Annotated in this window: 30 protein-coding genes; 11 read left to right on the top strand and 19 right to left on the bottom strand. The window is 43.6% G+C overall.

Features of this window, described 5'->3' with window-relative positions; genetic code table 11:
- From ACBR23_RS02020 to ACBR23_RS02005, 4 genes are all read right to left on the bottom strand, one after another.
- On the bottom strand, nucleotides 1-200 hold a 200-nt coding region (locus ACBR23_RS02020), incomplete at its 3' end, for a PD-(D/E)XK nuclease family transposase (protein WP_371118484.1).
- A 90-nt stretch (nucleotides 201-290) separates the two neighbouring features.
- Nucleotides 291-1,148 carry an Rpn family recombination-promoting nuclease/putative transposase gene (locus ACBR23_RS02015; protein WP_371118467.1) on the bottom strand — a complete coding sequence of 286 codons (858 nt, stop codon included), beginning with the start codon at nucleotides 1,146-1,148 and terminating at the stop codon, nucleotides 291-293.
- Between the two features lie 90 nt (nucleotides 1,149-1,238).
- Nucleotides 1,239-2,060, bottom strand: a complete 822-nt coding sequence (locus ACBR23_RS02010) for an Rpn family recombination-promoting nuclease/putative transposase (protein WP_371118466.1) — start codon at nucleotides 2,058-2,060, stop codon at nucleotides 1,239-1,241.
- A 148-nt stretch (nucleotides 2,061-2,208) separates the two neighbouring features.
- Nucleotides 2,209-2,454 carry a hypothetical protein gene (locus ACBR23_RS02005; protein WP_371114927.1) on the bottom strand — a complete coding sequence of 82 codons (246 nt, stop codon included), beginning with the start codon at nucleotides 2,452-2,454 and terminating at the stop codon, nucleotides 2,209-2,211.
- A 124-nt stretch (nucleotides 2,455-2,578) separates the two neighbouring features.
- Here ACBR23_RS02005 and ACBR23_RS02000 point away from each other — a divergent pair, with 124 nt between their 5' ends.
- The 5 genes from ACBR23_RS02000 to ACBR23_RS01980 all read left to right on the top strand — a co-directional run bounded on the left by ACBR23_RS02000 (nucleotide 2,579) and on the right by ACBR23_RS01980 (nucleotide 4,759).
- A complete protein-coding gene (locus tag ACBR23_RS02000) occupies nucleotides 2,579-2,851 on the top strand; it encodes a helix-turn-helix domain-containing protein (RefSeq protein WP_371114926.1) in 273 nt (90 codons plus the stop codon).
- Nucleotides 2,852-3,026: 175 nt separating this feature from the next.
- Nucleotides 3,027-3,440: a XisH family protein gene (locus ACBR23_RS01995; protein ID WP_341737437.1), complete on the top strand. Its 414-nt coding sequence runs from the start codon at nucleotides 3,027-3,029 to the stop codon at nucleotides 3,438-3,440.
- Entirely contained in the window at nucleotides 3,428-3,763 is a 336-nt protein-coding gene (locus ACBR23_RS01990) for a XisI protein (protein ID WP_341737436.1), read from the top strand. Before ACBR23_RS01995 ends, ACBR23_RS01990 begins: the two co-directional genes overlap by 13 nt.
- Before the next feature lie 74 nt (nucleotides 3,764-3,837).
- A complete protein-coding gene (locus ACBR23_RS01985; protein ID WP_371118465.1) occupies nucleotides 3,838-4,335 on the top strand; it encodes a DUF29 domain-containing protein in 498 nt (165 codons plus the stop codon).
- Nucleotides 4,336-4,492: 157 nt separating this feature from the next.
- The gene (locus ACBR23_RS01980) at nucleotides 4,493-4,759 is read left to right on the top strand and encodes a hypothetical protein (RefSeq protein ID WP_371118464.1); all 267 of its coding nucleotides are present in this window, start codon (nucleotides 4,493-4,495) and stop codon (nucleotides 4,757-4,759) included.
- On the opposite strand, the gene ACBR23_RS01975 is transcribed toward ACBR23_RS01980, so the two are convergent.
- Both ACBR23_RS01975 and ACBR23_RS01970 read right to left on the bottom strand, forming a co-directional pair.
- Entirely contained in the window at nucleotides 4,756-5,160 is a 405-nt protein-coding gene (locus ACBR23_RS01975) for a hypothetical protein (RefSeq protein WP_341737433.1), read from the bottom strand. The genes ACBR23_RS01980 and ACBR23_RS01975 overlap by 4 nt on opposite strands.
- Before the next feature lie 5 nt (nucleotides 5,161-5,165).
- Nucleotides 5,166-5,381 carry a hypothetical protein gene (locus ACBR23_RS01970; protein WP_341737432.1) on the bottom strand — a complete coding sequence of 72 codons (216 nt, stop codon included), beginning with the start codon at nucleotides 5,379-5,381 and terminating at the stop codon, nucleotides 5,166-5,168.
- A gap of 146 nt (nucleotides 5,382-5,527) precedes the next feature.
- On the opposite strand from ACBR23_RS01970, the gene ACBR23_RS01965 reads away from it, so the two are divergent.
- Together ACBR23_RS01965 and ACBR23_RS01960 are read left to right on the top strand one after the other, a co-directional pair.
- On the top strand, nucleotides 5,528-5,827 hold the full coding sequence (locus ACBR23_RS01965) for a hypothetical protein (protein ID WP_371118463.1): 300 nt from the start codon (nucleotides 5,528-5,530) through the stop codon (nucleotides 5,825-5,827).
- On the top strand, nucleotides 5,827-6,273 hold the full coding sequence (locus tag ACBR23_RS01960) for a putative toxin-antitoxin system toxin component, PIN family (RefSeq protein ID WP_371118462.1): 447 nt from the start codon (nucleotides 5,827-5,829) through the stop codon (nucleotides 6,271-6,273). Before ACBR23_RS01965 ends, ACBR23_RS01960 begins: the two co-directional genes overlap by 1 nt.
- 83 nt (nucleotides 6,274-6,356) lie before the next feature.
- Here ACBR23_RS01960 and ACBR23_RS01955 read toward each other — a convergent pair whose 3' ends face one another.
- Both ACBR23_RS01955 and ACBR23_RS01950 read right to left on the bottom strand, forming a co-directional pair.
- The gene (locus tag ACBR23_RS01955) at nucleotides 6,357-6,761 is read right to left on the bottom strand and encodes a hypothetical protein (RefSeq protein ID WP_371118461.1); all 405 of its coding nucleotides are present in this window, start codon (nucleotides 6,759-6,761) and stop codon (nucleotides 6,357-6,359) included.
- A 37-nt stretch (nucleotides 6,762-6,798) separates the two neighbouring features.
- Nucleotides 6,799-7,674 (bottom strand): hypothetical protein, encoded by an 876-nt coding sequence (locus ACBR23_RS01950; protein WP_333274402.1) that lies wholly within the window; start codon nucleotides 7,672-7,674, stop codon nucleotides 6,799-6,801.
- Nucleotides 7,675-7,855: 181 nt separating this feature from the next.
- Here ACBR23_RS01950 and ACBR23_RS01945 point away from each other — a divergent pair, with 181 nt between their 5' ends.
- From ACBR23_RS01945 to ACBR23_RS01935, 3 genes are all read left to right on the top strand, one after another.
- Nucleotides 7,856-8,374, top strand: a complete 519-nt coding sequence (locus tag ACBR23_RS01945; RefSeq protein ID WP_371118460.1) for a hypothetical protein — start codon at nucleotides 7,856-7,858, stop codon at nucleotides 8,372-8,374.
- A gap of 139 nt (nucleotides 8,375-8,513) precedes the next feature.
- On the top strand, nucleotides 8,514-8,720 hold the full coding sequence (locus ACBR23_RS01940) for a hypothetical protein (protein ID WP_371118459.1): 207 nt from the start codon (nucleotides 8,514-8,516) through the stop codon (nucleotides 8,718-8,720).
- Nucleotides 8,720-9,067 (top strand): type II toxin-antitoxin system PemK/MazF family toxin, encoded by a 348-nt coding sequence (locus ACBR23_RS01935; protein WP_371118458.1) that lies wholly within the window; start codon nucleotides 8,720-8,722, stop codon nucleotides 9,065-9,067. The genes ACBR23_RS01940 and ACBR23_RS01935 overlap by 1 nt, the downstream gene beginning before the upstream one ends.
- On the opposite strand, the gene ACBR23_RS01930 is transcribed toward ACBR23_RS01935, so the two are convergent.
- The 5 genes from ACBR23_RS01930 to ACBR23_RS01910 all read right to left on the bottom strand — a co-directional run bounded on the left by ACBR23_RS01930 (nucleotide 9,055) and on the right by ACBR23_RS01910 (nucleotide 11,084).
- Complete coding sequence (locus ACBR23_RS01930; protein ID WP_371118457.1) at nucleotides 9,055-9,333, bottom strand: type II toxin-antitoxin system ParD family antitoxin; 279 nt, start codon at nucleotides 9,331-9,333, stop codon at nucleotides 9,055-9,057. The two genes, ACBR23_RS01935 and ACBR23_RS01930, sit on opposite strands and share 13 nt — an antisense overlap.
- An 87-nt stretch (nucleotides 9,334-9,420) precedes the next feature.
- Nucleotides 9,421-9,738 (bottom strand): RNA-binding protein, encoded by a 318-nt coding sequence (locus ACBR23_RS01925; protein WP_371114917.1) that lies wholly within the window; start codon nucleotides 9,736-9,738, stop codon nucleotides 9,421-9,423.
- A 5-nt stretch (nucleotides 9,739-9,743) separates the two neighbouring features.
- Nucleotides 9,744-10,145 carry a hypothetical protein gene (locus ACBR23_RS01920; protein ID WP_371118456.1) on the bottom strand — a complete coding sequence of 134 codons (402 nt, stop codon included), beginning with the start codon at nucleotides 10,143-10,145 and terminating at the stop codon, nucleotides 9,744-9,746.
- Nucleotides 10,120-10,347 carry a hypothetical protein gene (locus tag ACBR23_RS01915; RefSeq protein WP_371118454.1) on the bottom strand — a complete coding sequence of 76 codons (228 nt, stop codon included), beginning with the start codon at nucleotides 10,345-10,347 and terminating at the stop codon, nucleotides 10,120-10,122. Before ACBR23_RS01915 ends, ACBR23_RS01920 begins: the two co-directional genes overlap by 26 nt.
- 125 nt (nucleotides 10,348-10,472) lie before the next feature.
- Nucleotides 10,473-11,084, bottom strand: a complete 612-nt coding sequence (locus ACBR23_RS01910; RefSeq protein WP_371118453.1) for a Uma2 family endonuclease — start codon at nucleotides 11,082-11,084, stop codon at nucleotides 10,473-10,475.
- Nucleotides 11,085-11,344: 260 nt separating this feature from the next.
- Between ACBR23_RS01910 and ACBR23_RS01905 the strand changes: the two genes are divergently transcribed.
- Nucleotides 11,345-12,385: a tellurite resistance TerB family protein gene (locus tag ACBR23_RS01905; protein WP_341737419.1), complete on the top strand. Its 1,041-nt coding sequence runs from the start codon at nucleotides 11,345-11,347 to the stop codon at nucleotides 12,383-12,385.
- Nucleotides 12,386-12,763: 378 nt separating this feature from the next.
- Here the strand turns inward: ACBR23_RS01905 and ACBR23_RS01900 are convergent, their stop codons facing one another.
- The 6 genes from ACBR23_RS01900 to ACBR23_RS01875 all read right to left on the bottom strand — a co-directional run bounded on the left by ACBR23_RS01900 (nucleotide 12,764) and on the right by ACBR23_RS01875 (nucleotide 19,936).
- Entirely contained in the window at nucleotides 12,764-13,309 is a 546-nt protein-coding gene (locus tag ACBR23_RS01900) for an RNA-binding protein (RefSeq protein WP_341737418.1), read from the bottom strand.
- Between the two features lie 1,068 nt (nucleotides 13,310-14,377).
- A complete protein-coding gene (locus ACBR23_RS01895) occupies nucleotides 14,378-16,810 on the bottom strand; it encodes a M48 family metalloprotease (RefSeq protein ID WP_371120882.1) in 2,433 nt (810 codons plus the stop codon).
- Between the two features lie 344 nt (nucleotides 16,811-17,154).
- Nucleotides 17,155-17,778, bottom strand: coding sequence for a DedA family protein (locus tag ACBR23_RS01890; protein ID WP_341737416.1), 624 nt, complete (start codon nucleotides 17,776-17,778; stop codon nucleotides 17,155-17,157).
- 123 nt (nucleotides 17,779-17,901) lie between these two features.
- Nucleotides 17,902-18,582 carry a hypothetical protein gene (locus ACBR23_RS01885; RefSeq protein WP_371114911.1) on the bottom strand — a complete coding sequence of 227 codons (681 nt, stop codon included), beginning with the start codon at nucleotides 18,580-18,582 and terminating at the stop codon, nucleotides 17,902-17,904.
- Nucleotides 18,575-19,129: an Npun_F5560 family protein gene (locus ACBR23_RS01880; RefSeq protein ID WP_341737450.1), complete on the bottom strand. Its 555-nt coding sequence runs from the start codon at nucleotides 19,127-19,129 to the stop codon at nucleotides 18,575-18,577. The genes ACBR23_RS01885 and ACBR23_RS01880 overlap by 8 nt, the downstream gene beginning before the upstream one ends.
- Before the next feature lie 213 nt (nucleotides 19,130-19,342).
- Nucleotides 19,343-19,936, bottom strand: coding sequence for a class II aldolase/adducin family protein (locus tag ACBR23_RS01875; protein ID WP_371118451.1), 594 nt, complete (start codon nucleotides 19,934-19,936; stop codon nucleotides 19,343-19,345).
- Nucleotides 19,937-20,245 lie beyond the last annotated feature (309 nt).

The following is a 20,245-nucleotide window of genomic DNA, read 5'->3' as shown; positions in this document are numbered from 1 at the left end:
TTGGCTTTGACATCTAAAGAGGAGTCTTTTAAGCCTTCTACCTGTGGCGGCAGGTTGGGGTTGATAATTTCTAAGTCTTCAATGGTAGGATTGCCATCGTAAATCATGGCGTTGAGAAAACTGATCAAAATGTCTTTGCTTTCTGAGGAACCAAATATCTTTTTGAAGGCGTAATCGGTTTTGGGGTTGATGAATGTCATGGTGGGAATCGGGAATGGCGACGGCTGTGTCGATTTTATCATCAGGGCGATGGAACTTGATGGGTGCGATATCCCTTTTTGAAATAAATCTCATTCCGATCGCAAATTCTGCACGTCCTCAACGCTAAGTCCGGTTATTTGAGCGATTGTTGCGTCATCTAGGCGATCGAGTAACTGCCGTGCGATCGTCAGTTCTTTTTGTTGTAGAGCATCTTGAACGGCATCTTGAACAGCATCTTTAACAGCTTTAATGATCGTGCCTTGTTGGTCGTAAATAAACATTTCTTGCCGTTCGATATTTGCTATTTCCTCCGGGCTTAAATTCACTCGATCTGCGATGTCAAAAGCTTGATGGATTTCGGGGACGCTATCCATCACTGGCGGGATTTCCGTTATCGTTACCGCGTATTTCATGAAATAGAGCCATTTATCTGCTAGAGTTTCTAGTCGGTCTACTGTTTTGGTAAATTTTGGTAATTCTACAAATACTAACTTGAGATCGTTATCGGGATATGGTAAGTTAGAAATCTCTTCTTTGTAGACAAATCGCGAAATTAAGTTGTTGCTGTTTTTAAACATCTCGAAATCAGTAATCGTTAAAGCAATTACTGGTCTGAGCATTCGATATCCTTGTCCTTTCTGCAATTGAGATGCGTAGGTTTTGGCGGCGTTGTACAAGATTCTTTGTCCGAAAGACTCGACGTTTAATACCTGCATTTCAATAATGACTAGCGTACCATCGGTAAGTTTTGCTTTGACATCTAAAGAGGAGTCTTTTAAACCTTCGACTGTGGGCGGGAGGTTGGGGTCGATAATTTCTAAGTCTTCAATGGTAGGATTGCCCTCGTAAATTATGGCGTTGAGAAAGCTGATCAGAATGTCTTTGCTTTCTGAGGAACCAAATATTTTTTTGAAGGCGTAATCGGTTTTGGGGTTGATGAATGTCATGGTGGGAGTCTGGAATGGCGACGGCTATCTCGATTTTATCATCAGGGCGATGGAACTTGATGGGTGCGATATCCCTTGTTTAAATAACTCTTATCGCGATCGCAAATTCTGCACGTACTCAACGCTAAGTCCGGTTATTTGGGCTATGGTTGCGTCATCTAGGCGATCGAGTAACTGCCGTGCGATCGCCATATTTGATTCTTTAACAGCTTTAATTATCGTGCCTTGTTGGTCGTAAATAAACATTTCTTGCCGTTCGATATTTGCTATTTCCTCCGGGCTTAAATTCACTCGATCCGCGATGTCAAAAGCTTGATGAATTTCGGGGACGCTATCCATTACTGGCGGGATTTCCGTTATCGTTACCGCGTATTTCATGAAATAGAGCCATTTATCTGCTAGAGTCTCTAGTCGGTCTACTGTTTTGGTAAATTTTGGTAGTTCTACAAATACTAACTTGAGATCGTTATCGGGATATGGTAAGTTAGAAATCTCTTCTTTGTAGACAAATCGCGAAATTAAGTTGTTGCTATTTTTAAACATCTCGAAATCAGTTATTGTTAAGGCAATTACTGGTCTGAGCATTCGATATCCTTGTCCTTTCTGCAATTGAGAGGCGTAGGTTTTGGCGGCGTTGTACAAGATTCTTTGTCCGAAAGATTCGACGTTTAATACCTGCATTTCAATGATGACTAGCGTACCATCGGTAAGTTTTGCTTTGACATCTAAAGAGGAGTCTTTTAAACCTTCGACTGTGGGCGGGAGGTTGGGGTCGATAATTTCTAAGTCTTCAATGGTAGGATTGCCCTCGTAAATTATGGCGTTGAGAAAGCTGATCAGAATGTCTTTGCTTTCTGAGGAACCAAATATTCTTTTGAAGGCGTAATCGGTTTTGGGGTTGATGAATGTCATGGTGGGAATCGGGAATAACGGCTGCTATCTCGATTGTATCAATAGGGCGATGGCTACGCCCCGGCCCCGGCCTACGAACTTGACGGGCGATCGCACGATTCCCAAACATCAGGTTTATGAAATGCGATCGCCCGAATTGTCAGTTGCTTCAATTCTTCTGCAACCATTTTGTCAGCACGCGCATCCACTGGCCCGTATTCGGTGCGCGCTGCAAGTCGCTCCAGTCTGCCATTTGGGCAAAACCTAGTCGCACCAGCCAATTTACTACGGCGGTTATACCTTGGCGGGAGCCAACAACCATGATACGCACGGGTTCCCGATTTTCTCGATCGTCCGTGGGAGCTGGCTCTTGTTGGGTGTCGTTGGGCGGTTCGGTTAGAAAGTCTTTAGCCATTGGGAAGTCCTCATCTTCAAAATCAACTAATCACTACATATTGTGTAGTTAGTACAATCAGATCGCAATCACTACACATATGTAGTGATTGACAGTTGGGACATGCCTTGACATCATGGGGTGCATGGGAAAAACTGGTCGAGTTTTGAGAGAAGTGCTGGACACCTATGGGATTAGCCAAAACAAATTGGCGATCGCAATGGGCGTGCGTCGTTCCGTTGTTTATCGTTGGTTTAATGAGCTCATCGATCCAACGGGAGACACGCTTGTGAAGATGGTTGTGGCGTTAAAGTTGCTAGATATAGATGCAGCACGGGAGTTTGTGCAGCGCTATTTGGGTGAAGTTTTGGAGGATGAGGGTGAGGCTGAGGTCGATCGATCTACAAACACAGAATAGATTTATTGTTCGGAAGGCCGATGGCTACTTCCTTAGCTTGCGCCTACGCATTTGAGGGGCGATCGTCATTACTGCCAAAATCTTTTTAAGATTGGAGATGTTTTGAGGTTTTTCGAGCGAGGGTTGTAGAGGGCGATCGGCAGTATAATAGAATTGAAAGTTACACAAGAAAAACATGGCACGGGATCTCTTTCACGAAGCCGTCAAGCTTGCCCTTCAGAAGGAGAATTGGGTAATTACCGACGATCCGCTGCGGCTAGAAGCGGCAGGAGCAAAGTTTGAAATAGATTTGGGTGCAGAGCGCTTGTTAGCAGCAGAAAAAGCCGGAGAGAAAATTGCTGTCGAAATCAAAACATTTTTGGGCGACTCCCCGATTACTGATTATCATGCAGCATTAGGACAGTTTTTGAATTATCGTCTTGCTTTAGAACTCAATGAACCCGATCGCAAGCTTTATTTAGCAGTTCCCCTCCGGGTACACGAAGCTTTTTTTCAGCGGGAGTTTTTACAAATTTCGGTAGAGCGGCATCAAATTAGCCGCATTATTTACGATCCTGTAAATGAGGCGATTGTGCAATGGATAAACTAGAATTATACCGTCAGTCAATTCAAGCAATATTAACGGAATATGCGGCCACTCCAATTTCTCATGGTGAGATCGAAACGCAAACAATTTTTGATATTCAGCAAGATCGGTATCAGGTTGTTAACGTTGGTTGGAACGGGAATCGGCGGGTGCATGGATGCGTGCTGCATTTGGATATTAAGAATGGCAAGATTTGGTTGCAGCACAATACAACGGAGATGCGAATTGCCCATGAGTTGGTAGCAATGGGTGTGGCTAAGGAGGATATTATTTTGGGTTTTCAAGCGCCTTACGTGCGGCAATACACGGGCTTTGGAGTGGCTTAGCGCGATCGCCCAAAAATGTGGCAATGTTTTTTTCAAAGTTATACAATGAAAAAACCCTAAATTTTGATATTTTTATGCAAACACCACAAGTCGAACCAATACCGGGAGATTTAAGAGAAAATCTGTATGAAACAGATTTTTTTGCTTGGACTTATGCTCAAGCAAAATTTTTGAAAGAACGAGAATGGAATAAACTAGATTTACCGAATTTAATTGAGGAAATTGAGTCCTTGGGAAAACAACAACGTGCCGAACTAAGAAATCGCTTAAAGGTGTTACTTGGGCATTTATTAAAATGGGAATATCAAGTAGAACGACGCAGCCGTAGCTGGTTAATGACGATTCGCATTCAGCGTCGCGATACTCAAGAATTGCTGTCAGAAAACCCTAGTCTTAAACCCTATCTTCAGGAAGCATTGCAAAAGATATATGAAAGCGGTAGAGATTTGGCAACAGGAGAAACCAACTTGCCACTAAAAACTTTCCCAGAGAATTGTCCATATGAGTTGGAAGACATTTTTAGCGATCGCTTTTATCCTGGTGAACCTGCAACAGATGATGTGATGGAATGAGAACGATCGCAGATAGTTGTCTAATGGTAGGGAGTAATTCTGTTAGTGTCATTGTTGTTAGAAGTTAGTAAACAACTAATTGGCGCGATCGCGTAGCATAAAGCTGCTATTAGAAATTATAATGGGTACAGAAGTTTAGCATGGAGAATGTGCGATCGTGACAGTCCGAGAAGAATTAATCCATGAGATCGATCGAGCATCAGATGATGTACTTCAGGTGCTATTGAGTTTTTTGCGTCAGACGCGGTTGTCGCAGTCTGAGCCTTCTGTGTCGATCGACTCTGCTGAGATTTCGAGTGCTGGATTGACAGCGCAAAAGCACTATCCTCTGCGCGGGATGCCCTTAGTGATTGCCGAGGATTTTGATGAGCCGATGCCAGATTTATGGGATGCGATATCGCAAATAAATTATAGCGGAAATTAACGCTTCGGCTCAATATCGAATTCAAGCCGAGAACGATAAAAGTGAACATCAAATTCTAAGAAGAAATTTGTCTGTCCCAGAATCAATGATACGCTGTCACTTTTTGCCCAAGCAAATACTAATCTTACGGGAGCAAACTCCCCTATTTCAGCCATGAAAAATACTGGCATGGCTGGTTGATTGCCAACGTTACCAGCCAATCGAATAATGGCTTTGCTGTCATCCCACACTAACCCAAGCTGAATGCCTATTGTGTAAGGCAATACATTCACGGTGGCACCGCTGTCTACCAACCCAACAACTTCCACTCTCTGGTTATTGTGGCGCAGAATCAAGGGAATGCGCGGTAGGCTGTCAAACTCATCTTGAGATGGGTCATTGGTAGAGTATTGGAATCGCATAATACTCAGTTTTCGTTGTGGTTAGCCAGATTCATTGCCTGCATCAAAGCTGCACCCGCACCAAAATTATCATATGGGGTTGGTAGGTGGTAAATCTTGTCAGGTTCCAAAGGAAAAATATCCTCACTGATATCCTCTTCCGCCATGAGAATGCGGATTAACTCTCGTTTCTCGATCGCAGACAGTTGTCTAATGGTAGGGAGTAATTCTGTTAGTGTCATCGGTTGTTTTCCTACGATGCGTCTATGTTAACGGTAGCAGGTCAACGTAGTAATTGCAACTTTTAGGGTAGTTTGACAAAAAATGCCCAAAAATTGCTATAATAAAGAGTCTTAGAAATTTAACACTAAAAGCTGAGGTTAAAGTCGTGACAATAACTTCACAAGAAACGGATGTAGAAATTCAACAATTCCCCATTATTCTGGGACAGGGAGGGGAAATTACCATTCCCCAGTTATTACAAGATTCCCTCAATGTCGATCGGGGAGATATGCTGGTGCTACTCCAAATAGGTAATCTGATTGTGCTTGCTCCCAAACAACCTCAAGTTCCCCAACTAATCGATCGGATTGTCACGATTATGGAAAATGAAAATGTGGGTCTGACTGATTTATTGGCGGGTTTAGAAGCTGAGAGAGAGGCGATTTGGCAGGAGAAACAGTCTTGATGCGTAGGATATTTGCGGATTCCAGCGTGTTAATTGCCGGATGTGGATCGCGAACTGGAGCTAGTCGTGCTGTGCTGACAATGGCTGAAATAGGTCTTTTTAAGTTGGTTGTATCTGACCAAGTTTTGGAGGAATGCGATCGGAATATACGCAAAAAAATACCTGTGGCTATGCCAATTTTTACAGAGTTGCTAGCTGCTATCAACCCCGAAATTCAACCCGATCCATCACTAGAAGAATCATCGCAGTGGGCGGCTATTATTGAAGCTAAAGATACCCCGATTTTAGCGGCGGCTGTTCTGGCAAATGTCGATCGCCTTTTGAGCTTAAATACCAAAGATTTTACGGCTGAAGTTGCTACACAAAGCGGGTTAATCATTCAAACTCCAGCAGAATTTGTTACAGAAATTAGAGAAATTGTAGGAAAAGGTTTGTTGTCAACGTGATTCGAGCGTGATGAGCGACACATCAGAAATGCGATCGCACTTTGATTTGTTTGTAAGGGCGATCGCGCTTCACACACCACAATTTATTCTGGTTTCATCCAACCTTTAACGATCGCCTTCCCGACATTGACATAGGGATTGTCTAAAAACTCTTCGATCGCAGCTTCACCCCCAGCCTGCAACGCACCAACTACGCGACGCTTGAAACTAGGGGTAGTTTCATCATAAACGTACTCAATCTTTTCAGCCTCAGTAGCCATGGGATTCATTTTTTCTAAGTGTTTGAGAAGTTGTTGAATCTCTGCTGCTGCTTCTGAAAGAATTTCTTTTTCTTCATATAAATAATAATTAGTGCCTTGGTTCGTCTGTTGCCTAAATTGATTATTAGCCACACTTCCAATGTTCACAGCGCCGTAAACGCTTGCACTGTTACCAGAACTGTAAACTGTTCCACCGCTTATCTTAATTGATTTATCATTTTGAGACATGATTTAAACGACTCCTTAATCACAAACAAATAAATTATTAAGTGTAAAATCTATCAATATCGTTTCTAGACAAGAATCGATTTGGCTTTTCGTTTTCATTCAGTGGTATCCAAATCGATCGGCTGAGATTTGCAGCCACACTGTCTCTAAAATTTTGACAATCTTCATCTTTAATTGTAAAAGAAGTTGTGAATTTTAAGCTATGTTTTTGTGTGTTTTTTGTCCATCCATAAATTCTCAATTCGTAATTGCCAGGTTTTACCTCAAATTGCCTACCTCCTAGTTCAGTAATCCAATCAAATCGAATTACTTTATTCACAGAAGAAAGCCCTTTTATAGCAATCGGTTGAGCTAAATTATCATCTTCAAATCCACCAGTCTCAATTTTCACAAAAGTAGTCCATGTCATGTCATAAAAATCATCATCATTTTCCTTTGCAATAGCTAAGCGAATACGTTGAATTGTTCCGCCTTGTGGACTCCAATTATAGAAAGTAATAGGTAGGTTAAATCCTACTCCTGCCATAGTCACACTACTCGTCGTAACATGAGTTTTTGGAACGGGAAAAAGTATGATATTTCTGCCAACACATAACTTAATATTTGCTAATCTAAGACTAGAGGTATAACCAACAACAGAAGATATAGCCAAGCTAAGTATAGAAACTATTATTGCGAGCCAATCAGTTTCTTTTTTAGCCTGTTGTACCGTGCTGGTCTCATTTAGTGTTAACATTTTCTCTAAGGGAGTAGGCGATAACGTGAGTGATTGCTGTGTTATAAAAGCACCATAATTTGGTTTAATATTTTGGGGAATAAGTGTGTGATTAGATTGTTGAGCCAAAACTTTAGCAGCAATAGTTAATAATAATGTAATAATGCATATTGCTAATAATATTCTGTTTTTACTCATAGTGAAATGTTTACTATCACAGCATAATATTACTTTAAATCAATCATTAAAAATTCAAAAGCGGAAAAAGACGGAATAATACGGAACTTTTGTAAAGATTCTGTAAAGTTTGAAGATCGGAAAAATACGGAATAATACGGATAAAGTCGGCTATAATAACTCATGTCCTCCCACATCCCCGATGATGCGCGTCCAAGAAATACTTCAATTTATAGATGATGCTGTCTACGCCAAGACACGCAAACGTTTAAATGACTTGCAGCGCGGAATTATAGAAGGAACGCTGAAGCGTCAAAAGTATGATGACATTGCAGAAAATTGTGGTTGTTCAGCGGGTCATGCTAAGGATGTCGGTTACGAGCTTTTGCAAATGTTATCTGATATCTTTGATGAAGAAGTTGATAAAAAAAATCTTAAATCCGTCGTAGAACGGCAAAGTAATTTAAATATTTCTTTGGGTGCTCGAAGCTTTAATAGTAATAATAATATAATCGGCTGTGTAAATATGGGTTCCGAACAAACCACTCCTACGCCAGATGAAAGTCAGCCGGAAACTCCTGACTTGCAGGAGGAAAGCAAAAATCAGACTAAGATTGAAACAATAGATAAATTACGGCAGTTTGGCTTGAGCGACGAGCAAATTGCCGAAGCGCTAGATATACCTTTAGAGCAGGTTAAGCAGGTGGACTTGGAGGAGTAAATCTGTGCTATCTCCGAATTTTACTGGATCGGGCGATTTCCTACGGGATAGCTTTGCTTCACGCTCTTAGTTTTTTTGTTATAATCATCGAAGGTTGCCTTGTTAAAGTAAAATAAAATATCCCCAGATATTTTCAGCTATGAACACAAAACTGATTGAATCCTTAGTACAAATCATTCAGACACTCTCTGAAGAAGAGCAATTATTAATCCAAGCAAAACTATTTAGTCACATCCCCTATCCTTCTATTGTGGAAATAACCCAGTTAGCCCAAAGCGGGGGAGCATTTCAATTTCTGGATGATGAACCTGATATTTATACCCTTGAAGATGGAGAGCCAATTTAGTGAAGCTAAAAAAAGGAGATATTGTTTTAGCTGAATTTCCATTTACAGATTTGAGTCAAAAAAAGTTACGTCCGGCTTTAGTGCTGTGGGCAAGTTCAACCATAGATGAAATTACTATCTGCTTCATTTCTTCGCAAAATGTCACTAGCCTAAGTTTAGATGAATTTGCTTTAAATGCTTCAGATCCAGAATTTTCTAGCACGGGATTAAGAGTATCTTCTAAAGTTAGAGTGACTCGAATTGTCACTCTTGAACAGAGATTAATCGTGAGACGATTGGGCGAGTTAGGAAGTCAGCAAATGCAGCAATTGAATGCAACTATAATACAAGCATTTCAATTAGTATAGCCTTGTTTACTCTCGCGCGCTTGCCGGAAACGATCGCAAATCCCTGCAATAAAGGTTTCGCCATCAATCGGTGGAGTATGTTCGGACATGGCAACCGCAGCATCTATCTTAACTCGTACAGCATCGATCCATTGGCGATCGGCGCGATCGTATTCATCTAACAATCGCAAAGCAACTTCCAGCACTTCTTCGGCAGAGCCATATTTACCAGTTTGCAGTTTAGTCTGAATGAATATCTCTTGGGTTTTCGTCAGCGTAATGCTCATAATATTGATTTACCCGTTTGTTTTAATTATATCGCATCGATCGATCTTTGAAACTGGCGATCGGCAAAATTAGCATACCAAATTATTTCAAACCAGCACCGGACGACTTCTCAGCGGCACAAGAATTTCATGCAAAACACTAGGCTTCGCACTAAGATACACTTCACGACAATTACTCTCGTTATATCCAACAATAATTGCACCGATCGCACTACCGATTTCAGGATACATCTCTTCACTCATATCTCCCTCATCCAAAAAGTCGGGAATCTTAATCAAACCTTTAACAGCATCTTCACCAATATTAACAAACACTCCAAAGGGAGCATGATATTCAACTTTACCCAGCAAAAACTGCCCCAATCTGTACTTTGACTTAATTTGTTCCCAGCTTTGACTATCCATAATATTCACTGTGGTTTGAGGACTCGTGGAAATTGATTGATTATGGCAAACAAGCGTTGAGGTACAATTACCTCAATTCGATCGCAACCATCTTTCTCATCATAGCGATATTCCAGCGACTTGAAATACTGCTCATAAATTGACTTATCAATTGAAACCTCCAGTATTCCTTCTTTATAGCTTTGATTATACTCTTCTGCAATACTTCGATCGTGGGGGCCGGCAAAATAGGAGTTTCCATCGACATAAGGAGGATTGTAGGGAAAATCGACTGGTTGAAATCCCTCTTTAAGTAATTTTTGACCTTTGCGTTTTTGAGGTGCTTTGTAAATCGTAATGATTTGGGGCGATTGTGACTGACTAGGTTCCATGTAAAATGCTTCAAATTTCCCTACACTTTCCTTCACTAAATGCTTGTTCTGCTTGTCGAATCAAGAGGTTAAATTTGCCTGCTTTCAAATCCTCTTCAATTTGCAGATCCCAAAGAGATTCTTGGAACTCTTCAAACCATTCGACAAACTCTGCAAGTTCATTCTGTGGAAGTTGCTTTACTGCTGTCTTGAGTTCTGTAATGTTCATGGGTAAGTAATCTTTTTTGCTAATATTCATTTACCCGTTTGTTTTAATTATATCGCATCGATCGATCTTTGAAACTGGCGATCGGCAAAATTTGGATTTCGCGATCGACACCATCGACGGTAAATTACGGCTGTTTTGCTTTTCGCGGTACTCAATTACTCACCGGCAGCAAATACCTGTTCTGCCCGCAAATTTAAATTGGGAAATGTTGGCGAAATTATAGGCTCGCTTCCTCGAAATTGTTCTCTTTGATAAACTCCTGCAATTAACTGATAAACTGTAACTACAGGCTGTTTGGGCGAACCGATATAGCGCTTGCCTCCCAGACCTAAATAATCGGCAATCCAATATTCAGGAATGCCTAAAGCTTCGTAGTCTTCCACTTTCCGCGCGTAGTCATTTTGCCAATTGGTACTGACTACTTCTACTACTAATTTAACAGAATTACCGAGAGTAATGACTGGCTCGGTTTTCCATAACGGTTCATTTATCAAAATAGCGCGATCGAGAATTGCAAGATCTGGCCTAAAAGCTGAATTACCACCTAATGGTTTAATCAAGCATTTCATCGGAATGAACCAAGGTAAATTGAGCAAATCAATTGCCACGTTAAGCTTGCGATTGATTAATCCAGTAACTTGTTCGTGGGGGCCAGTCGGTTCCAAATGGATTAATTCTCCATCGATTAATTCGTAGCAGACTTCATCTAGATAGTTAGCAATGAATGCCTCAAAGCTTAGGACACCTGTATCGATCGCGGAAACCATAGATATTTTTCCTAGATCCGTTTGCTTTAATTATATCATATCTCTTATTGTTCAAATAGAGATGGCATATCTCGGCGACCGCATTGACTCTCGCGTGCTTGCCGCAAACGCTCCAGAATCCCTGCGATAGCTGACTAACCAATTTTTCCGAAAAAACCAATCATATCTCTACAGTAAAGTATAAAATGTTCAGTGGGTGCTCTACCAGCTACGGAGAAATCATGATTACATCTCACGGCTGAAGAATAAATTTGCTATAAATGGCAAAACTCAACTCTATTGGAGCAAAACCCGTGGGCCAGTTCGATCAAATATTCAATTCCGAAGATACGTCCGAAGTAAGTTTGAGTTCCGAGGAATCTTTAGCAGCAGTAGCATTTGTCGCAGCTTTGACCAATTCTCCTGACACTGATGCAGATATCTTAGAAAGCGTACTTTGGGAATCGGAAATCTTTGCTGAATATTCCGAAGATGATATGTCAGCCATGCTCAAAAAACTGGCGGGCATTTCTACCCAAGATGGTGTGGGAGCATTATTTAATACCGCTTGGGAGTCCATTCCAGATGAATTAGTCTTAGATGCTTTTGCTGTCACCGTAGCTATGTTTGTCGTAGATGGCGAAGTCTCGGACAAATACCAGCATTTTTTGCAGGAGTTCCAGCAAGCATTAGGTTTGGAAGATGAGGAAGCTCAAGAAATTATCGAGGAGGTAATTGTTGCTTATTCAGAATCTGATGAGGAAGTTTCTGATTTTGATGCGGCATTGTACGAGTCTCCAGAAGGCAATTTTACTGTCCCTATTCCAGTTGACCCCCAACAGGGCGGTAAAATTGATGAGCAAGAAGGCAGTGTTACTTTTTCTGATGACTTTGGCGTTTTGCTGAAAATTGATTATTTCCCGATTGCTGGTGAAGTGGCAGAATTCATCGAGTCTGTTGGGGAAGCAGCTTATCTTAGTTCGTTTCTCAACAATTTTATTGATGGCGCAATTCTTGGTACTTTTCCTCAGTCCAAGTTACTGCACGCCGAATCTTTAGAAAATGAAGAAGCGTATTTTGCGGTTGTTGATATACCTGGTGGTGCAACTATCAGTGTCCAGAAAAACTTGGGTTCTAGGACTCGGTTGAATGCCTATCGAGGATTTTTGTCTTTTATCGCTGAGGGTGTTTGTTACACGATCAGTTCTCAGATAGTTTATCAGGAAGCGGATGAAGAGGATTCTCTGGAGTCTGAAGTAGAGGTAATTATGGACAAAATTTTAGACTTTATTGAGACTATCGAATTTGCGGAACCTTTATAAAGTATAGGGCATGGGGATGCCTGATATCGGCCCCAAGACGATCGGGCCTCCAAGGGCAACTATCCTGAAGGAATCGGGCATCGGTAGCCTACTGTTTGCCTGTTCCTTCTTCTTGATTGAGCTCGTGCCCTTCGACTACGCGGACTGAAAGGTTCTTGTGCTACCCTTCGACTTGGCGAGGGGATAAACGCAGTCGTTCGATTTAAGGTCAGGATAAACTCCGTTGAAGAAGATTTTTTCGGGTTCTTTCTTCTACACAATTGTACGATCGAGCACTGGGTAAAAAAAACCAGTTCTCGATCGCACTTCCAGATTTTTCTAGTCAACCAAACTCGATCGACAGCAGCAATCAGCCACCATCTCAGATAACATAGTCTCCTAGTTAGTAGTCTGAGCTTCCTGCAACCTTTGCTTGAGTTCTTCCAGAGCGCTTGCCCAGCGTGGATCTGGCTGCACGGAACCGGAGTCAGCGCTAGAGGAAGTTGTGGTTGCTGGATTGCGACGAGACTTGTTGTTATCCCGACGGCGACTGCTTTTACCAGAACCTCCGCCACCAGTGCTAGGGGAAGCATCGCGCCGCTGTTGCTGTGGCTGACCCTGGGAAGGTGCCGAGGCTAACTGTGGCGATTGGGGTGACTGCTGTTGATCTTCATCACCCTTGTCCGATTTACCCTTAGAGCGTGGCAGCGCCTTCTCTATTTTCAGCGGGTTTTCCTTGAACATCAAGCCATTGTATTTTTCAATAACTTGGTCTGCTTGTTCATCAGTCAACACCGTTACAAAACCGAATCCTCTGCATTTACCAGTTTTACGGTCTGTAATTACCTTTGTGGTTACAGATTCACCCTCTGGTGCAAAAACATCTTGCAGTTCTTGGCGATCGAGTTCTTTCGGTAGATTGCCAACATATAGACGAATAGACATGAAAAATTCCTCCAGACTTGGATTCTAATTAGTTTGATCGAACAGCATTACCCGAAGTCAACTGAATATTGACCGCAGGGAAAGACGACATTACCGCAGAATCTGCGCGTTCTTCCGACCAACCTTGACAGCTCCCGCCACCTTTTAGAAAAAGATAATCTACTCTCCTGAAGCCGCAACTTGGCAGCCTATGCAGAGAGATCTTAAATCTAAGGTTGTTCTGTAAACTTTTAGTCATCACTCAAATGTTGAGGCTTTTGGCTATTCTGTATTATTTGCTTCCGGTTTTGATTCAGAATGTTTATAGCCAGCGGCGTGTAGAAATTTATTTCCCAGGATGTCAATTGTAAGCGATCGGAATGCCAGTATTCAGTTTAATACGGTGATGGGTAAAATCCCTAACATTTTTTCAGCCAGTAATTTTACCTCGCTCCTAATGCTGAGGACTATTTACCCCAATCTCCCTTGAATCGGGTTGGGGAGTTTCTGACCATCATTTAAAGGTATCACAGCCTTGGCAACAGAGCTAGTTATTTAGGAAGATTCACGATCAATTTAACCGAAACCATCTCTGAATCACTTTTGTGAATTCATCTCCCACAGCGAAAGTGGCTGTAGAAAAAAACAGCCGACAAGCGGCTGGCCCAATTTGCTGTGTTGGGAGGTTGACAACTTTTACGCAATACCTTTGCGGCTTTAGTCACTGAAGTGATTGCGATCGGTCGGCCAATCAAATTTATGTAACTAAATGTAACAGAATGTCGGTAAAAAAGCAACTTTTCTTTACGAAGAAGAACCCCCCCCCAGCCCCCCCCCTTGGGGGGAAGGAAGAGGGAAGAAGGATTCTGCGGCCAATCGCCAATCACAAATCGAACCATCCCCCATCTAATACCATTTCTCTAAAATCGTGCAACAATCTTTGACCCCCCCTAACCCCCCCTTATAAAGGGGAGGGACAAGACTACTGTTGCATTATTTTTTAAAAGTGGTATAAATATTGTGCAAATTATCTATGCTCCCCAAACAGCAGCAGCAAAGGCTAAAATTGCCGACCAGATGGGATGCCCCCTATCGATACATTTCTCCCTGAAAAATGATATATGCTCCCCAAACAGCAGCCGCAAAGGCTAAAATCGCCGACCATATAGGATGTCCGCTGTTGCTAACTCTGCCACCTTGACTGCGGAGGGTTTCGAGATCGATCGCCACAGTAGCTCCCCTTCGCAGCCAACCAGTCGCCACCACCGATTGTCCTACCAAATCACTAGGGCGAGTAGGTTGTGGCCACAAAGAGCCGATCGGACCAAACCTCGAAACATAGTGTAACCTCACCAACCCAGTCCCCGTCTGCAAAATCAAATCCTGTCCCAGCCAATTAGCCATACCCGATCGCCCCAAAAGTTTCCCCTGCAACCCCACTGGTTGAGCATCCAAGGGCAAACTATCCGAATTTGACAAAATTTGAGGTAAACTCGGTGCAGTGACTGCTCTGGGCACAATATCAGGGAAAAAATCATTAATCCGCATCAAAGTACCAAGACAAAAGCCGATCGGCAAACAACCCCACAGAATCGATCGATCACCCCAAAGCCAATCCAGCCACCAGATACTCGTCCTGGACAAAATCCCCCCAATCAGCCACAGCACCCCCACAATCGCCAAACTCATGGGAATTCCCAAAAAAGGCGCACCTTGTAAAACTAGGGGCGGTGGATGGCGCGGCCAAAATTTTGAATTAAATAGATCGGAAACCTGGAATTTGCCCTTAGTAGACTCCAAAGTTCCGAGATTTGCCAAATCCAACTCAGTTTCAAGTTGCCAGAATTGAGCATAAAGAGCCAACAACTTTAAACGCTCACCCATTAAAGGATGCGTGCTGTTAACCGTCAACCAATGGCGACAAGGATTGCTGACATCCCACAGCAAAATCTGTTCCAGAGGCGCGTGTAATCCAGCCGAACCAATAGTTACAGCTTGTCCCAACCCCACAGGAAATAGCAGCTCGAAACCTTCGAGGAAAAAGCTAGTTTGCTGCTGCTGCTCAATATTTTTCGCCATCCCGATCGCAATTTTAGCCAGAGCCCGCGTCAAACCATTGGGATTCCCCGTAATTTCTGCCGCGGTGCGATCGCTAAAATATACTCGACGGCGGGACACCCACAACATCGGCCATCTCAGCAACTTATAAATCCCGTAACTTCCAGCAGAAATCCCAGCCGCCAAAACTTTGACAACAGAACGAAAAAACTCGATCGAAATTAAACCAGATAACCGCTCCTCCCAGTGCACCACCAGCCCATAAATCAGGTAAGGAGTCTGAATTACCAAAACCGCCAAAGACATCGGCGCAAAATCCCAGTGAGCGATGTGCGCCAATTCCCGCGCCAAAATAGTCGCAATTTCATCCTCCGTCAATTGGTCCAAAAGTCCCTGACTCACAGCAATCCGAGCAAATCTCGGCAAACAGCCATAACTGAAAGCTACTGGTACATCAATTGGTAACAATTGGAGCACCGGGGCCGGCATATTCTGCTGTTTACAAAAATTTCGCACTACCCGATTAGCTTCTTTGCTGGACTTCAATAAAGTTACCCCCCCCAGAGGTTCCATCCCACAAATCAGTTTCAACACTGCATCTATCAACCAGGGAGACGAAGCTAGTAGCAATCCGAACATAAATTGCACAAAAGCAGTCGGATCGCGATAAAAAATCTGAATCGGCGCAAACACCGGCAGTTTAGTAAATATGTATAACTGAACCAACAGAGCATTAACATTGGTGAGCAGGAATTCCAGGATGAATCGCACCATCAAAAATAGTGCGATCGTACAGGCGAGTGTCTCCACCCGAAAACGCGCCAATTTCAGCAGTTTGAGCTTGCGCCACCCGGAAGCAGCACGCCCCGAATTGCGCCAAATCAGTTCGTAAGCATCTGGAGTTACGACTCCGGGGACCTCTGTGGGAGCATCTGAATCGGTGGCGGTGGTGGATGTTTCTGGTTCTGAAGTCTTGACCAGAGGTGGTTTGGGGGGTGCAGGTACTGGCGGAATCTGTGGCGATTTAACGTTTTTTTGCCTGCTAGTCTGCTCAAAAGCCACCAAATCTGTTTTTTGGTCGGTTGATGGTCGATCGCCTGTGGGCGATATTTTCGGTGGGGAATTGCCAACATCAAAGGGGACGAAGCCAGTTTCGGGGGGAGTTGCTGGGATTTTTTGTGGATTTTCCGGTGGTTTTGGGGGGCGACGATCGCTCAATGCGGTTAAAGTGCGATCGGCCCAAGTTTTGACTTGAGTATGGGGATGTTTGGTGAGGGAAGTGCACAGGGCGATGGATTTTTGAAGATTACCAGTCGCTTTATAGGCCATCACCAAGCCCATTTCTGCCCGCGTACCCAGTGGCTGATTGGTGGCGGATTTAGCAACAGATTCTAAAAGGGCGATCGCCCGATCGTAATCCTGTTGTTTCAAAGCAGCCAAACCAGCATCTAGAGACTGTTTCATCGATGAATCCGATTGATTGGGATTAGGTGGAGATACCATGACAGTGCCGGCGATCGCTACGCCTCTAATTGCCGATTTATACCAATTTTTTATGAGGCTGCATAGAATTCGATCCCCCCTAGCCCCCCTTAAAAAGGGGGGGACAAGATTCTGCTCTTTCGTCCCCCTTTCTAAGGGGGATGCGAGGGGGATCGAGATCTGTGCAACGACCCATTAAATTGGTATTACTGCGTCTTGTCTAAGATAGCCTAAGCTTGAAAAATAGATAAATAACTGCCAGTTCCACAACCAAATAGATTCCCGTTCCACAAGAATATTGATTTTTTGCGGAACGGATTCCCAGCCTACTTAGTCTTATCCAAATTCCGCGACTCCAACCAAATAGGAATTGCAATCCAAGCCACTGCTAACAGTAAAGCCACTACCGCAAATTGAGCAGCCCAAGCTACCAATTTCTCTAAAGACACAACTTGCCCTAAAAAGTAGGATAAACTTACCATTACAGAGGCCCAACTGGCGGCACCGAGAATGTTGAACAGCGAAAATTTCCAAAAAGGCATTTCGGCTATTCCTGCTAGGGGGCTGGCAAAAATTCTCAGCAGTGCGATGAACCTGCCTAAAAAAACAGCCTTAGCTGCATTTTCGCTAAACTTTTCTTTCAAGTCAAACAGTTGTTCTTCTCGAAAACGAAAGATTTTTCCTAGCTTCAGCAATAGTGGCCAGCCGCCGTATCTGCCGATCGCATAACCAAAATTTCCCCCCAATGTAGCACCCGCGATCGCACTTGCGAGCACAAACCAGTAATTCAGTTCCCCACTGCCGGCTAAAAAGCCACCAGCAATCGTAATCGTCTCCCCAGGGAGAGGAATTCCCAGATTTTCCAGTAAAATTCCCAGAAATATTGCCCAGTAGCCGTAATCGTGAGCAAATTTCTGAATAGTCTCTAACGATAAAAACTCAAAAGACATTCGATACTGCCTTCGTAAACTTTTGCAAAGCTGCGATACTTTTATATATTGGCTTGATTCAGCCAATAGTGCAATCTTTCGTTGTGTTGACAAATACAGGAGATTAGCCGGTGAGAATGTCAACTACACCAACTTTTTGAAATCTGCGACTGTTTCGATCGATCCACAGCTAATTTGGATATCATAAATTGGCATATTTGTCAAGCACAACCAATGACAAACAAATAAATCCGGCAGTTGAACCCCCACAGAAGCGATCGCCGGTGCAGCGGGAAAAGGCAAAAGTCGATCGAAACAAATCCTGTCCCCAGCCAACCCGAACTGCATCAAATAAGTTGCTGGCGGTGCATTTAACAGAGCCAGCAAACGGTAAGCCAAGTCATACAACTCTTGTCGCCAAACATCGGACAAATGCAGCGGTTGAAAATAGCTCAACTCCCCAGACTGCTGGTGGGCCTCGACACCGATCGCCTCAGCATACAGAGGGCCCTTCGCCGTCCACACCACAGGCAACCACAAATCGCCCTCCCCAGTCGCAGCTTGCAACTCCTGTTGTACTCGCACCCGCGCCGCCGAGACATCGCGACAAAATTGAAACAAATCTTGAGCGGGAAACACCAGATGGGACGGCACATCCAGTGTCAAAGCACAAATCATGGCATCTTTGTGAGCGATCGCCCCACCGTCTAGGTCCGCAACTCCACAGATCTTCACATCAGTGGCAGAATTAACATGGGCGATCGCAGCCGACAGAGCCAAAGCCGGTGCCCTATTGGCATCCGCCACAATCAAAACCCTAGACATTGCCAAAGCTCGGCATCTGAATGCCCCGATTGTCATCAGACTCTACAGTTGGCAAATCCAAACCTTTAGCCTTGCGGCTGCGCACGGCGAGACGGTAAGTTACGCTCTGCAATTCAGTATGCAGTTGGCGGTTTTCCTTTTGTAGTTGTTCCAATTTTTCCTTAATCGGCTCGATCCGCTCGGCAAACTTCTGGCGGTAAACTCCGGGTAATTCCTGAACTACCTGTTCCAGCATCCGAGAGCGATCGGTCAATTCTTGCACCGACTGCCGCAGTTGGTAAACTTCCGCATCCCGCTCGGCGATTTGTTCTTGATAAAAACCGACCTGTTCTTCAACAGCTTGCAGTTGTTCGCGCATCGCCTGCACTTGAGCGCTTTGGCGATCGGAAACCGACGGTGCCGGCACAAAACTGGTATTTCCCTTCACCAGTCTGAACAGCTCTTGAGACAACTGCTGCACCAATTGGTCCCGCATTTGCAGTTCTTCGTTGAGACGAGACACTTCCGATTGCAGTTCTTTGGTGCTTACAAGTTTACTGGGGTTCATCATCACCAATCCTTTTGGGCTAACATTTGCCAATAAATCAAATAGTTTACAGAATTATCTAACTCACTGAGACAGTGCAATGCAGCAGTCCCGCTGATTTTTTGTCACCACACTAAACCAGACTTGAGTTTTTTTAACAAAGTATCTAATTTTATTGTATTTTTTGCTTCCAAGATCCGATCGGCCCATCAAAGCTCTACCAATCAAGCCGATCTAATTAATTACAGCCGAAAGTACCAGCCCTGCTTCATCCAAGCAGCCCCCAAAACAAATAATCCCGTCCTCATGGCCCGCCATCGCCAGAATTTTGCGATCGCCCAAATTCTCTTCCTCAAACAGCCTAAACATTTCCCATGCCATCCCAGGAGTCCCGTAAGGTATCTCTTTTCTGGTAGTTGGAATCTGGAACAGCAGTTGCTGCCACAGTTGAGGGTTATGAACGTGAATGATACCACCGACATCATCCCGATGAAGGTACAGCGCCGCGTGAGTCAGAGACTCAGAAGAAGCTGGTACCGGCCCGCGACAGCCCAGGAAATTTTCTTCCAAGTTAAATTCGGTGACAGTACAGTAGAATTCAGGCCCCAGAGTTGACAAGTGTGCTGTCTGGGTACCTGAAATTACGAACTGGCAAGAATTACCGAGTCTGACGCTCACGTTACCAAAGCCGATGCCATTGTCGTACACCCCAATTAGTCCCAAAGAGTGGAGGCGATCGCGCCATGCCATCAAATCTACTATGGTCTCGACAGCTACAGGTTCTGCAAAAGTCCAGTCACAGTGATACTTAACGACTCCTTCATCCATAAATTTTTGCCAATCAAAACAGTGGATTCAAGGCTGCATTAGCCTACATTCCAGTATCGCCGTAATTGGCTATTGACATTAACAAAAAATAAAATATTAAAGAACAACACAGTATTAAAAACATGATCTTTTCGCCTCAATATATGGTTACAAAATTTCCCTAGGGCAAGCCACTGTTGGATCGCGCGATGCTGATTCCAGGATGTTGCTTCAACAGCTTTTGATGTCTAACCTGCTTAGTTAGCTGATTTATTTCTCTGTCACCAATCAAGTGTTTATACTGATCGTGCACACTTGAGCCGCCATGTT

Origin of the sequence: Microcoleus sp. (genome assembly GCF_041354475.1) — a bacterium.
GTDB lineage: Bacteria > Cyanobacteriota > Cyanobacteriia > Cyanobacteriales > Microcoleaceae > Microcoleus.
The sequence above is the reverse complement of the archived record's forward strand: the minus strand, read 5'-3'. Positions and strand labels throughout refer to the sequence as shown.